Origin of the sequence: Pseudonocardia broussonetiae (assembly GCF_013155125.1) — a bacterium.
Classification (GTDB): Bacteria; Actinomycetota; Actinomycetes; order Mycobacteriales; family Pseudonocardiaceae; genus Pseudonocardia; species Pseudonocardia broussonetiae.
The window spans coordinates 3,323,123-3,335,208 of the sequence record NZ_CP053564.1; the positions used below are offsets into that span (position 1 = coordinate 3,323,123).

Consider the following 12,086-nt stretch of genomic DNA (forward strand, 5'->3'; position numbering starts at 1 on the left):
GTGGCCGTAGCATCCCGAACTGGCTCGGGCGCGCCGCGCTGGGCGAGGATGACCACCGTCGGCCGCACCCTGCGGCCGCGGCGAGGAGGACCGTGAGCCGCGCAACCGAGCGCCGTCGCCCCGCGCCCGCCAAGGCCACCGAGCGGACCGGCGATCCCAGGTCGGGGGACGTCGCGGAGCAGGGCGCGCCGGTCGAGGGCTCCGCACTGTTCGACGGCTACCTGGAGCCCGACCGCCCCTACGCCGGTGCGTACGACGAGATGTTCCACTCCGACGGCCGGATCCGGTCGCACTACCGCGCCCTGCACGACGCCATCGCCCCCACCGCGGCGGCCGACCTGGCCGTGCGCTCCGAGGCGCTCGACCGCGCCTACGTCGACCAGGGCATCACGTTCTCGCTGTCGGGCCAGGAGCGGCCGTTCCCCCTCGACATCGTGCCGCGCGTCATCAGCGCGGGGGAGTGGGCCAAGCTGCAGAAGGGCATCGTGCAGCGGGTGCAGGCGCTGGAGGCGTTCCTCGCCGACATCTACGGCGACGCCGAGATCGTCCGCGACGGCGTGCTGCCGCGCCGGCTGATCACCAGCTGCGAGCACTACCACCGCGCCGCGCACGCGCTGAACCCGCCGAACGGCGTGCGGATCCACGTCGCCGGGATCGACCTGGTCCGCGACGAGGCCGGCACGTTCCGGGTGCTGGAGGACAACCTCCGCAACCCCTCGGGCGTGTCGTACGTGATGGAGAACCGCCGCACGATGGCGCGGGTCTTCCCCGACCTGTTCAGCCGCCAGCGCGTGCGCGCCGTCGGCGACTACTCGACGCACCTGCTGCGGGCCCTGCGCTCGGCGGCGGCGGCCAACGAGGCCGACCCGACGGTCGTCGTGCTCACCCCGGGCGTGTTCAACTCCGCCTACTTCGAGCACTCGCTGCTCGCGCGCCAGATGGGCGTGGAGCTCGTCGAGGGGCGCGACCTGTTCTGCCGCGACAACGTCGTCTACATGCGCACGACGCAGGGCGAGCAGCAGGTCGACGTCATCTACCGCCGCATCGACGACGAGTTCCTCGACCCGCTGCAGTTCAAGCCCAGCTCGGTGCTCGGCGTCGCGGGGGTGATGAACGCGGCCCGCGCGGGCAACGTCGTCATCGCCAACGCGGTGGGCAACGGCGTCGGCGACGACAAGCTCGTCTACACCTACGTCCCGGAGATGATCTCCTACTACCTCGGGGAGAAGCCGCTGCTGCCCAACGTCGACACGTTCCGCTGCTGGCTCGACGACGAGTGCGGCCACGTGCTCGACCGGCTCGACGAGCTGGTGCTCAAGCCCGTCGAGGGTTCCGGCGGCTACGGGATCCTGTTCGGCCCCAACGCCTCCCGCAGCCAGCTCGCGGCCGCGCGCAAGGACATCCGCGACGACCCGCGCGGCTGGATCGCGCAGCCGGTCGTGCAGCTCTCGACCGTGCCGACGAAGGTCGACGACCGGCTGGTGCCGCGCCACGTCGACCTCCGGCCGTTCGCGGTGAACGACGGGGAGAGCGTGTTCGTGCTGCCCGGCGGCCTGACGCGCGTCGCGCTGCCGAAGGGGAGCCTGGTCGTCAACTCCAGCCAGGGCGGCGGGAGCAAGGACACCTGGGTGCTCGCCGCGCAGCGCTCGCCGGAGGCCGAGCGGGAGCTGGGCCAGCGCGGGCTCGCGATGGCCTCGCCCGCCGGGTCGCCCGCCGCCGAGCACGGCCCCGAGCTGACGATCGGCCAGCAGCAACAGCAACAGCAGCAGCAACAGGGTCGTGAGTGGGAATCGTTGCTCCAGCCAGGGTTGCCGCTCACGGGCGACGGAGTCGCACCGTGCTAGCCCGCAACGCCGAGTCCCTGTACTGGATCGGGCGCTACGTCGAGCGCGCCGACGACACCGCCCGCATCCTCGACGTCTCGGTCCACCAGCTCCTGGAGGACGCCACCGTCGACCCCGACACCACCGCGCGCACGCTGCTCGCGGTGCTCGGCGTCGAGGCGCCGGAGGGCGACCCGCTCGACGCCTGGTCGCTCACCGAGCTCGTCGGCTACTCGGCGGAGCAGGCCGGGTCGATCGTCGCGTCCGTGTCGAGCGCGCGGGAGAACGCCCGCGGCGCGCGCGAGGTCGTGTCGTCGGAGATGTGGGAGTGCCTCAACGCCACCTGGAACGCGCTGCCCGAGCGGCAGCGCTACGCCCGCTGGGTCGGCCCGCACGCGTTCTTCTCCTACGTCGAGGACCGCGCGGCCATGTTCTCCGGACTCGCGGCGTCGACGATGAGCCGCGACGACAGCTGGCGGTTCTACCTGCTCGGCCGCTCCGTCGAGCGCGTCGACATGGTGGTGCGGCTGCTGCTCTCGCGGGTCTCGGACCGCATGTCGAGCCCCGGCTGGCTCACCGTGCTCCGCAGCGCCGGTGCCGCCGACACCTACCTGCGCACCTACCGCGGCGCGCTCGACGCCACCCGCGTCGTGCAGTTCCTGCTGATGGACAAGCTGTTCCCGCGGTCGGTGTTCCACGCGCTGCGCCAGGCCGAGACCTGCCTGGCCGACCTGGACAACCGCCCCACCGCCCGGATCGGGGCCAAGGCCGAGGCGCTGCGGCTGCTCGGCCGGGCCCGCTCCGAGCTGGAGTTCCTGCGTCCCGAGGAGCTTCTCGACGACCTGCCGACCCAGCTCATGGGCCTGCAGGCGACCATCCGCGACGTCGGCGAGGCCGTGTCGCTGCAGTACTTCCACGCCGCCCCCTGGGTCGCCTGGACCGCACCGGAGGTCTCCTGATGGGCTGGCGGATCCGCGTCGTGCACGAGACGGGCTACCGGTACGCCGCGCCCGTCCACGAGTCCTACAACGAGGTGCGGCTGACCCCGCGCAGCGACAGCCGGCAGAACGTCATCGTCAGCCGCGTGGAGACGGTGCCGCCGACGCGGTCCTACCGCTACTCCGACTACTGGGGCACGACGGTCACCGCGTTCGACCTGCACGCCCCGCACACCGAGCTCGCCGTCACCGCCACCTCGGTCGTGGAGACGGCCGACGCACTGGCGCCCGCGCGGTCGGCCACCTGGGAGGAGCTCGCGGGGGAGCCGGCGCGCGACCGGTTCACCGAGACCCTGGAGTTCACCGACTACGTCGTGCGCAACCGCGACCTCTCCCGCGCGGCCGAGGCTCTCAAGCGGGGCCGGGACCCGGCCGACGCCGTGCTCGCCGCGTGCCGCTGGGTCCGCGAGCACCTGACCTACCAGGCCGGCACCACCGGCGTGCACACCAACGCGGTGGAGGCGTGGGAGACGCGCAAGGGCGTCTGCCAGGACTTCGCACACCTCACGCTGCTGCTGCTGCGCGAGATGGGGATCCCGGCGCGCTACGTCTCGGGGTACCTGCTGCCGCGCGCGGAGACCGAGGTCCGCCAGACCGTCACGGGGGAGAGCCACGCGTGGATCGAGGCGTGGACCGGCGGCTGGTGGGGCTACGACCCGACCAACGACATCGAGATCGGGCACCGCCACGTCTGGGTCGCGGTCGGCCGCGACTACTCCGACGTGCCGCCGCTCAAGGGCATCTACTCCGGCGGCACCGCGGCCGCGCTCGACGTCACCGTCGACATGACGCGCCTGGCCTGAGCCCGGCGCCTACAGCCCGGCCGTCTCCGGCGGTCCGGGCGGCGCACCGGCCCGGGCCGACCTGCCCGGGCCGGACCCGACCTGCGACATCACCCGCCGCAGCCGCCCGGTGCGCTCGACGGGACCGGTCGGCACGTCGCCGGACGCGCCGATGACGACCGTGTTGCCGCCCTGGCGCTTCGCCCGGTACATCGCGGCGTCGGCGCCGGCCAGCGCGGCGGACGGGTCGGCGTCGAGCGGGGCGCGGACCACCCCGACCGACATCGTGACGCCCGCCGCGACGTCCTCGGGCAGGCTCGCGACCGCCTCCGCGGCCCGCAGCAGCGCCGCGCGCGCCACCGGCAGCGGCGTGGCCGGCATGACGACGACGAACTCGTCGCCGCCGTAGCGCGCGACCATGTCGGGGGCGCGGAGCGCGGTGCGCAGGCACGCGGCGACGGCCCGCAGGACGCGGTCGCCCGCGGCGTGCGAGCGGGCGTCGTTGACGTCCTTGAAGCGGTCGAGGTCGACCAGCGCCACCGCGCACGGCTGGCTGGTGGGCGCGCCCATCTCCTCGGCCAGGCGCAGGTCGAGCGCACGGCGGTTGGGCAGGCCGGTGAGCGGGTCCTGCAGGGCCTGCGCGGCCACGGCGCCGTGCTCGCGGGTGAGCCGGTGGTGCTCGGAGTGGCTGCGCAGCGCGAGCAGCCGGGCCTCGCGCAGCGCCCACAGCTCGTCCTCGAGCGCGGCGGCGTAGTGCTCGAGCCCCGGCAGGCGCGGCACGTCGGCGCGAGCGGCGCCCTCGACCCGCGCGAACTCCCGGTGCAGCGCGAGGGCGAGCAGCGGCTCGGGCCCCTCGCGCGCGAGCAGCTCGCCGCGCAGCGGCTCCAGGGCGCGCACGGCGTCGAACGGGCTGCCGCCCTTCATGTGGCAGCGGGCGGCGGCGATGGCCAGCAGGATGCGGTCGTCGAGCAGGAAGGCCATGCGGCCCAACCGGTCCAGCCGCTGCAGGTGCTGCGGGCCGGGGTGCTGCATCGCGTAGGCGGCCCCGACGACGATGCAGTCCTCGACGGGCGGCAGGCCGATGCCGGAGTGCCGCTCGCGGGCGTTGGTCCACAGCCGCGCCGCGATGTGCGCGATCTGGGCGGCGGCGACGAACCGCGTGGCGGCCGCGGCCTCGCGCCCGCCGCGCTCGAGCCGCAGCGCCCACGACAGCTGCAGCCGCACGCGGTTGAGCTGGTGGATGAGCCGGTCGATCGGGCCGCTGCCGGACTCGGCGACGGCCACCGCGCGCTGCGAGACCTCGTCGGCGAGCTCGTGCGCGCCCAGCTTGAGCAGGACCAGCAGCAGCCCGTTGAGCGTGCGCGACATCCGCTGGGTCCACGCGAGGCCGCCCTGGCCTGGCTCCGGGTCGCCGATGTCGGCGAGGATCGCGAGCGCGGCCGCGGTGTCGGGCAGCGCCGCGTCGCCGTGGTCGAAGATCGCCGACCGGTGCGCGCGCAGCACGGCGACCTCGGCCAGGCGGCAGGCGTCGTCGTCGAGCTCGGCCAGCTCGGCGTAGGCGTCGAGCAGGGTGTCGATCTCGCCGAGGTGGACCGGGTCCTCCTCCATGATCCGCAGCAGGGCGGACATCCGCAGCAGCTCGGCGACGAGGTCGGACGGCCCGCGCGTGCGCGCGTGCGCGAGCAGACCGTCGATGCCCCGGCGGGCGGCGGCGCGGCCGGCGGGCGGGGCCTTCTGCTGCCAGATGAACATGTCGCGCGCGCGGGCCTCGACGCCGGCGTCGCCCAGGCGCGGTGCGTCGGCCGGGCAGCCGCACTCGGCGGCTCCGGCGATGAGACTGCATCCGTCGTACTCGATGCGGTCGACGGCGGGCACGGTCACCGGTCGCCCCCTTCGGGCCGGTCGGTCTGCTCGTCCACGCCGGGGCTGGGGTCCCGGCGCGATCAGGTGACGAGATCCCCGAAGGTCCCGGCGACCTGAGCGACGCGGTCATGTTCGCACGTGCAGGCGCACATGCAACAGCGCGGGTCGGTCGGGTACGACATGGTCGAGCACTCCGTGATCGGGGCGCTACGACCGGTGCCCGGACGGGGTGGCCGGGGCCGCGCCGCCGCCGTGGGACCATGGGGGGAACCCGCAGCTGAATGGAACCGTGAGTGGCCTCGTACGCCGACAAGACCTTCACCCCGCCGGAGCTGATCCGGAACTTCTGCATCATCGCCCACATCGACCACGGCAAGTCGACGCTGGCCGACCGCATGCTGCAGATCACCGGGGTCGTGGAGGAGCGCGCCATGCGCGCCCAGTACCTCGACCGCATGGACATCGAGCGGGAGCGCGGGATCACGATCAAGGCGCAGAACGTGCGCCTGCCGTGGAAGGTCGGGGACGTCGAGCACGTCCTGCACATGATCGACACTCCCGGCCACGTCGACTTCACCTACGAGGTGAGCCGCGCGCTCGAGGCCTGCGAGGGCGCGATCCTGCTCGTCGACGCCGCGCAGGGCATCGAGGCGCAGACCCTGGCCAACCTGTACCTGGCCATGGAGAAGGACCTCACGATCATCCCGGTCCTCAACAAGATCGACCTCCCGGCGGCCGACCCCGACCGCTACGCCAAGGAGATCGCGCACATCATCGGCTGCGCGCCCGACGACGTCCTGCGCGTCAGCGCGAAGACCGGCGTCGGCGTGGCGGAGGTGCTCGACGAGGTCGTCCGCGTGACGCCCGCCCCCGTCGGCGAGTCCGACGCCCCGGCCCGCGCGATGATCTTCGACTCGGTCTACGACACCTACCGCGGCGTCATCACCTACATCCGCGTCGTCGACGGGAAGATCACCCCGCGCGAGCGGATCAAGATGATGTCGACGGGCGCCACGCACGAGATCCTGGAGATCGGGATCGTGTCGCCGGAGCCCAAGGCCACGGTCGGGCTCGGCGTCGGCGAGGTGGGCTACCTGATCACCGGCGTGAAGGACGTACGCCAGAGCAAGGTCGGCGACACCGTCACCAGCCAGCGCAAGGGCGCCGAGACCCCGCTCACGGGCTACCGCGAGCCGCGCCCGATGGTCTACTCCGGGCTCTACCCCGTCGACGGCTCGCAGTACCCCGAGCTGCGCGAGGCGCTCGACAAGCTCCAGCTCAACGACGCCGCGCTCACCTACGAGCCCGAGACGTCCGCCGCGCTGGGCTTCGGGTTCCGCTGCGGCTTCCTGGGCCTGCTGCACCTGGAGATCACCCGCGACCGCCTCGAGCGCGAGGCCGGGCTGGACCTCATCTCCACCGCGCCCAACGTCGTCTACCGCGTGGTCAAGGACGACGGCTCGGAGACGACGGTGACCAACCCGTCCGACTGGCCGACCGGCAAGGTCGCGCAGATCTACGAGCCGATCGTGAAGACCACGATCCTGGCGCCGTCGGAGTTCATCGGCGCGATCATGGAGCTGTGCCAGAGCCGGCGCGGCCAGCTCGGCGGCATGGACTACCTGTCCGAGACCCGTGTCGAGCTGCGCTACACCATGCCGCTCGCCGAGATCATCTTCGACTTCTTCGACGCCCTCAAGTCGCGCACCCGCGGCTACGCCTCGCTCGACTACGAGGAGGCGGGGGAGCAGGAGTCGGAGCTGGTGAAGGTCGACATCATGCTGCAGGGCGAGCCCGTCGACGCCTTCTCGGCGATCCGGCACAAGGACGACGCCTACTCCTACGGCACGTCGATGACCACGAAGCTGCGCGAGCTGATCCCGCGCCAGCAGTTCGAGGTGCCGATCCAGGCGGCGATCGGGTCGCGGATCATCGCGCGCGAGAACATCCGCGCGATCCGCAAGGATGTGCTCGCCAAGTGCTACGGCGGCGACATCACCCGCAAGCGCAAGCTCCTGGAGAAGCAGAAGGAGGGCAAGAAGCGCATGAAGACCATCGGTCGGGTCGAGGTGCCGCAGGAGGCCTTCGTGGCCGCGCTCTCCACCGACTCGACGGCGGACAAGGCCAAGAAGTAGCGCCGTGACCGTCGCCGACCCGAACGCCGTGGGCGCCGCCGTCCTCGTGGCGGTGTTCGTCCTCGGCGTGCTGGCCGGGCTCGCGAAGAAGCGGGCCGGGCTGCTGCTGGGCGGGCTGCTGGCCGTCGTCGTGCTGGGGCTGGTCGTCGCGGGGGTCTCGGGCGTCGACCTGTCCGGGCCGCGCGAGGACCTCGCCGTCCGGCTCGCCGGCGTCTACGCGGCGGTCCTGCCGCCGGCGATCGCGTTCGTCACGGGCTGGCTGGCCACGCGCGGCACGTGGTTCCGCCGCGCGCTCGTCGTCGGCGTGGGGGTGCTGCTGCTGGCCGCGTTCCCGTACGCGGCGGCGGGGGCGGCGACGGCAGGGGCGCTCGTCCCCTGATCTCCGATCACGCACGGTGACCGTGGCGTTCGTCACTCTGGGCGACGGATCATGCACGGGGAGGCGGGGGAGCGGGTCGTGCGCGGCCGCCACGGGCCGGTGCCGTCGGAGGGCGGCGGGGGCCCGGGGTGGTGGGAGCGGCGGTCGGTTCCGGGGAGCTAGCGGCGCTGCACGGCGAGCGGCTGGGTCGCCAGTGCCTCCAGGAGTTCGGCGAGCTGGGCGCGCTCGGGGGTGTGCGAGGCACCCAGCGCCTCGCCCGCGCCGCGCTCGACGCGTCCGCAGACGCGCTCGACGACAGCTCTCCCGTCACCGGCCAGGTGGACCAGCACGCGCCGCCGGTCGAGCGGGTCGGTGCGCCGGAAGGCCAGCTGGGAGGCGACCAGGCGGTCGACGACCCGGGTGGCGGTGGGCGCCGGGAGCGCGGTGTGGGAGGCGATCTCCCCCATGCTCCGACCGCCTCCGCGGGCGAGCATGAGGAGGACGCGCCAGCCGTCGCGGCTGACGCCCTCCGCCGAGGTGGCCGGGGACAGCGCCGAGGCGAGCGCGCGGTCCAACCGGTCCAGGAGCTCGACCAGACCTGTCACTGGTGGCACCGGGGCGTAGACGGTCCCCGGCGCCGTTCGACTTCGTGGTTCGGACACGGTGACACACTGTACGTGCGTTTCGCTGCACGTGCGTCTGTCCGTGCAGATTCGCCCCGGACGGTCCTGTCCGACTACTCAGCGCGTGAACACGATCTTGCCCGCCGCGGTGCCGTCCAGCATCGCCCGGAAGCCCTCCTCGGCCTGCTCGAGCGGCAGCTCCAGGCCGACCTCCGGGGTGATCCCGGCGGTCGCGATGAACGCCAGCATGTCGGCCAGCTCGTCGCGCGTGCCCATCGTCGAGCCCACGACGCGGAGCTGCAGGAAGAACAGGCGCTGCAGGTCGGCGGGCGGGTTCGGTCCGCTGGTGGTGCCGGAGATGACGATGGTGCCGCCGGGGCGCAGCGCGCGCATGGAGTGCGACCAGGTGGCCTCGCCGACGGTCTCGAACACGGCGTCGACCTTGCCGGGCAGGCGCTCGCCGGACGGGAACACGGCGTGCGCGCCGAGCCGCTCGGCGACCGCGCGCTTCTCCTCCGTGCGTCCGGTCACCCACACCTGCATCCCGGCCGCGCGGCCGAGCTGGACCAGCGCGGTCGACACCCCGCCCGACGCACCCTGCACGAGCATCGTCTGCCCGGGGCGCAGGCCGGACTTGGTGAACAGCATGCGGTACGCCGTGAGCCACGCGGTGCCCATGCACGCGCCCTGCACGAGCGTCAGGCCCTCGGGCTTGGGGATCGCGTTGCGGGCCGGCACGACCACGCGCTCGGCGAAGCTGCCCTGGTGCTTCTCGGTCAGCAGCGTGCGCTTGGGGTCGAGCGTCTCGTCGCCGCCCCACGTGGGGTCGCCGATCACCGAGTGCAGGACGACCTCGGTGCCGTCCTCCAGCGTCCCGGCGCCGTCGCAGCCCAGGATCATCGGGAACTGCTCGGGCTTGATCCCGACGCCCCGCAGCGTCCAGATGTCGTGCATGTTGAGGCTGGCGGCCTTGACGTCGACCGTGACCCACCCCTCGGGGGCCTCGGGCTCGGGCCGGTCCCCGACCGTGAGGGAGGAGAGCGGAGCGTCGGCGTTGGGCTCTGCGGCGTATACGGCGAACATGGGTGGGAACCTAGTCGGCGGCGGCCGTCGGTACCGTGTGGACCGTGACACGTGCGCTCGCCGACTGGTACGACGCGGTCGAGCTGTGGGTCACGCAGCTGGCCTTCCCCCTGCAGGTCCTGCTGGCCGTGGTGGTGGTGCTGCCCCTGTGCTTCCTGGTGGCACTGGCCCTGGACCGGGTGTCGGAGCTGGTGACGCGGCTGTAGCCCGCCCCCGCTTTCGGGGGTGGTCTCACGTGTCCGGGGGATCGGGCTGGCGCGGTCTCGGTGATCGTCGGGAATGTGACCTCATCGTCGCGCCGAGGGCTGTGGTGGTGCGGTCTCGGTGATCACTGGCCAGTCGTCGCGGCAGGGCCCACATCCCGATCGGCGGGCGGCCTCCGCACGGCGGGTGGCGATCAGGGCGCTCGCGCCCGGTGGTGCGGCCGGCCGTGTCCGGCCGCGGCCGTGATCGTCGGGAGTGTGACGTGGGGGCCGTGCGGAGGACCGTGGTGCTGCGGTTCCGGTGATCACCGGCCTGTGATCGTCGGGAGTGCGCCCTCAGCGTCGCGCCGAGGGCCGTGGTGGTGCGCTTTCAGTGATCACCGGGCGGTGATCGTCGGGAGTGCGCCGTCAGGGTCGGGCCGAGGGCCGTAGTGGTGCGGTTTGGCGATCACCCGACCGGTCATCGCTTCCGGCCGCTCATCTCGGTCGCGGGGCAGCCTCCGCGGCGGGTGGCGATCGGGGCGCTCGCGGCTCGGGTCGTGCCGCCGGCAGCGCCCAGCAGCGCCCAGCTGCGGCCGGTGGGACCGGTGATCGTCGGGAGTGTGACGTGGGGGTCGTGCGGACGACCCTGGCGGTGCGGTCCCGGTGATCACGGAGCGGTGATCGTCGGGAGCGCGCCCTCAGCGTCGCGCCGAGGACCGTGGTGGTGCGCTTTCGGTGATCACCCGCCTGGTCCTCGCGGCCGGGCGCACATCTCGGCGGAACCCGGCCCTCACGCCGCCGCGGCCACCAGGGCCGGGAGGACGTCGGAGCAGCCGGCGTCGACGAGGAGGGTGGCCAGGTCGTCGCCGCGGGTGGTGCCCCGGTTGACGATGACGACGGGCACGCCGTGCTTGTGGGCGTGCCGGACGAACCGCAGCCCGGACATCACCGTCAACGACGACCCCGCGACGAGCAGCGCCCCGCCGACGGGCACCAGGTCGTCGACGAGGGCGTAGGCGCGGGCGACGCGCTCGCGCGGCACGTTCTCCCCGAAGAACACGACGTCGGGCTTGAGGACGCCGCCGCAGGAGGTGCACCAGGCCAGCTCGAAGCCCTCGACGTCGTCGAGGTCGGCGTCGCCGTCGGGGCGGATCTCGACGGCCGCCACCTCGAGGAAGCCGGGGTTGAGGGCGGCGAAGCGCTCCTGCAGGGCGGCGCGGGCGGTGCGCTCGCGGCAGCCGAGGCAGACGACGGTGTCGATGCGGCCGTGCAGGTCGATGAGGTCGCGGTGCCCGGCCTCGGAGTGCAGGCCGTCGACGTTCTGCGTGATCAGCCCGCGCAGCACCCCGCACGCCTCCAGTGCGGCGAGCGCGTGGTGCCCGGCGTTGGGGGCGGCGTGCGCCATCCGGGCCCAGCCGACGTGGCTGCGCGCCCAGTACCGGCGCTGCGCGTCGGGCCCGGACACGAACTCCTGGTAGGTCATCGGGGTGCGGCGCGGCGAGCCGGGCCCGCGGTAGTCGGGGATGCCGGAGTCGGTGGACAGGCCGGCACCGGTCAGCGCCACCAGCGGCCGCCCGGCCAGGACGTCGAGCATCTGCACGGATCCAGCGTAACCGTGTCGCGTTCCTCCAAGACCGGACCGAGCCGGCGCGGCAGGCTCGTCGTCATGAACGACATGTCCCGCACGATCGACCTGGCCGTGACCGCGATCCGCGGCGCCGACCCCGCCCGCTTCACCGACCCCACCCCGTGCCCCGACTTCACCGTCGCCGCCCTGATCGACCACATGGCGTCGGGGATGCTGCTCGCCGAGAACTCGGCCCGGCGCGTGGTCCGCCCGTGGGACCCCGGCAGCTCACCGGTGCTCGGCGGCGTCGCCCACGAGGAGTGGGCGAAGGCCTGCGCGGCCCAGGCCGCCGCCACCGCCGCCGCCTGGGACGACCCGGGCGCCTGGGAGGGCGAGGCGCACATGGCCGAGACGCCGATGCCGGCCGCGATGATCGGCTCGCTGATGACCGCGGAGTTCGCGCTGCACGCCTGGGACCTCGCCGTCGCCACCGGGCAGCGCCTCGACGTCCCGGACGACCTCGGGCAGGTCGTGCTCGACGGCGTCGGCCCGGTGGCCCAGATGGGGCGCGACGGCGGCTGGTACGGCCCGGAGGTCCCGCTGGACGAGGGCGCGAGCGCGTGGGAGCGGGCGCTGTCGGCGTCCGGGCGCGACCCGCGACGGACCTGA

Annotated in this window: 11 protein-coding genes; 7 read left to right on the forward strand and 4 right to left on the reverse strand. The window is 73.5% G+C overall.

Annotation, left to right across the window (positions count from 1 at the left end; genetic code table 11):
- Nucleotides 1-206 precede the first annotated feature (206 nt).
- Genes HOP40_RS16460 through HOP40_RS16470 form a run of 3 tightly spaced genes read left to right on the forward strand, consistent with a single transcriptional unit; the run spans nt 207 to nt 3,624 of the window.
- Nucleotides 207-1,844 (forward strand): circularly permuted type 2 ATP-grasp protein, encoded by a 1,638-nt coding sequence (locus tag HOP40_RS16460; protein ID WP_240157795.1) that lies wholly within the window; start codon nt 207-209, stop codon nt 1,842-1,844.
- Nucleotides 1,838-2,782 carry an alpha-E domain-containing protein gene (locus HOP40_RS16465; protein ID WP_172159548.1) on the forward strand — a complete coding sequence of 315 codons (945 nt, stop codon included), beginning with the start codon at nt 1,838-1,840 and terminating at the stop codon, nt 2,780-2,782. The genes HOP40_RS16460 and HOP40_RS16465 overlap by 7 nt, the downstream gene beginning before the upstream one ends.
- The gene (locus HOP40_RS16470) at nt 2,782-3,624 is read left to right on the forward strand and encodes a transglutaminase family protein (RefSeq protein WP_172159550.1); all 843 of its coding nucleotides are present in this window, start codon (nt 2,782-2,784) and stop codon (nt 3,622-3,624) included. The genes HOP40_RS16465 and HOP40_RS16470 overlap by 1 nt, the downstream gene beginning before the upstream one ends.
- Before the next feature lie 9 nt (nt 3,625-3,633).
- On the opposite strand, the gene HOP40_RS35480 is transcribed toward HOP40_RS16470, so the two are convergent.
- On the reverse strand, nt 3,634-5,484 hold the full coding sequence (locus HOP40_RS35480; protein ID WP_205347209.1) for a GGDEF domain-containing protein: 1,851 nt from the start codon (nt 5,482-5,484) through the stop codon (nt 3,634-3,636).
- A gap of 275 nt (nt 5,485-5,759) precedes the next feature.
- Here HOP40_RS35480 and lepA point away from each other — a divergent pair, with 275 nt between their 5' ends.
- Complete coding sequence (lepA, locus tag HOP40_RS16480) at nt 5,760-7,601, forward strand: translation elongation factor 4 (RefSeq protein WP_172159552.1); 1,842 nt, start codon at nt 5,760-5,762, stop codon at nt 7,599-7,601.
- A 4-nt stretch (nt 7,602-7,605) separates the two neighbouring features.
- Nucleotides 7,606-7,980 carry a hypothetical protein gene (locus tag HOP40_RS16485; RefSeq protein ID WP_172159554.1) on the forward strand — a complete coding sequence of 125 codons (375 nt, stop codon included), beginning with the start codon at nt 7,606-7,608 and terminating at the stop codon, nt 7,978-7,980.
- 158 nt (nt 7,981-8,138) lie between these two features.
- Here HOP40_RS16485 and HOP40_RS16490 read toward each other — a convergent pair whose 3' ends face one another.
- A complete protein-coding gene (locus HOP40_RS16490; RefSeq protein WP_172159556.1) occupies nt 8,139-8,564 on the reverse strand; it encodes a MarR family winged helix-turn-helix transcriptional regulator in 426 nt (141 codons plus the stop codon).
- A gap of 135 nt (nt 8,565-8,699) precedes the next feature.
- The gene (locus tag HOP40_RS16495) at nt 8,700-9,665 is read right to left on the reverse strand and encodes a zinc-binding dehydrogenase (RefSeq protein ID WP_172159558.1); all 966 of its coding nucleotides are present in this window, start codon (nt 9,663-9,665) and stop codon (nt 8,700-8,702) included.
- A gap of 44 nt (nt 9,666-9,709) precedes the next feature.
- On the opposite strand from HOP40_RS16495, the gene HOP40_RS16500 reads away from it, so the two are divergent.
- Nucleotides 9,710-9,871 (forward strand): hypothetical protein, encoded by a 162-nt coding sequence (locus HOP40_RS16500; protein ID WP_172159560.1) that lies wholly within the window; start codon nt 9,710-9,712, stop codon nt 9,869-9,871.
- A 769-nt stretch (nt 9,872-10,640) separates the two neighbouring features.
- On the opposite strand, the gene HOP40_RS16505 is transcribed toward HOP40_RS16500, so the two are convergent.
- Nucleotides 10,641-11,444: an NAD-dependent protein deacetylase gene (locus HOP40_RS16505; protein ID WP_172168470.1), complete on the reverse strand. Its 804-nt coding sequence runs from the start codon at nt 11,442-11,444 to the stop codon at nt 10,641-10,643.
- A 72-nt stretch (nt 11,445-11,516) separates the two neighbouring features.
- On the opposite strand from HOP40_RS16505, the gene HOP40_RS16510 reads away from it, so the two are divergent.
- Nucleotides 11,517-12,086, forward strand: a complete 570-nt coding sequence (locus tag HOP40_RS16510; protein ID WP_172159562.1) for a TIGR03086 family metal-binding protein — start codon at nt 11,517-11,519, stop codon at nt 12,084-12,086.

Bases quoted from the DNA above. Each gene is read 5' to 3' on its own strand.
- HOP40_RS16470 (WP_172159550.1), top strand. From the start codon at position 2,782: ATGGGCTGGCGGATCCGCGTCGTGCACGAGACGGGCTACCGGTACGCC.
- HOP40_RS16495 (WP_172159558.1), bottom strand. From the start codon at position 9,665: ATGTTCGCCGTATACGCCGCAGAGCCCAACGCCGACGCTCCGCTCTCC.
- HOP40_RS16505 (WP_172168470.1), bottom strand. From the start codon at position 11,444: ATGCTCGACGTCCTGGCCGGGCGGCCGCTGGTGGCGCTGACCGGTGCC.
- HOP40_RS16510 (WP_172159562.1), top strand. From the start codon at position 11,517: ATGAACGACATGTCCCGCACGATCGACCTGGCCGTGACCGCGATCCGC.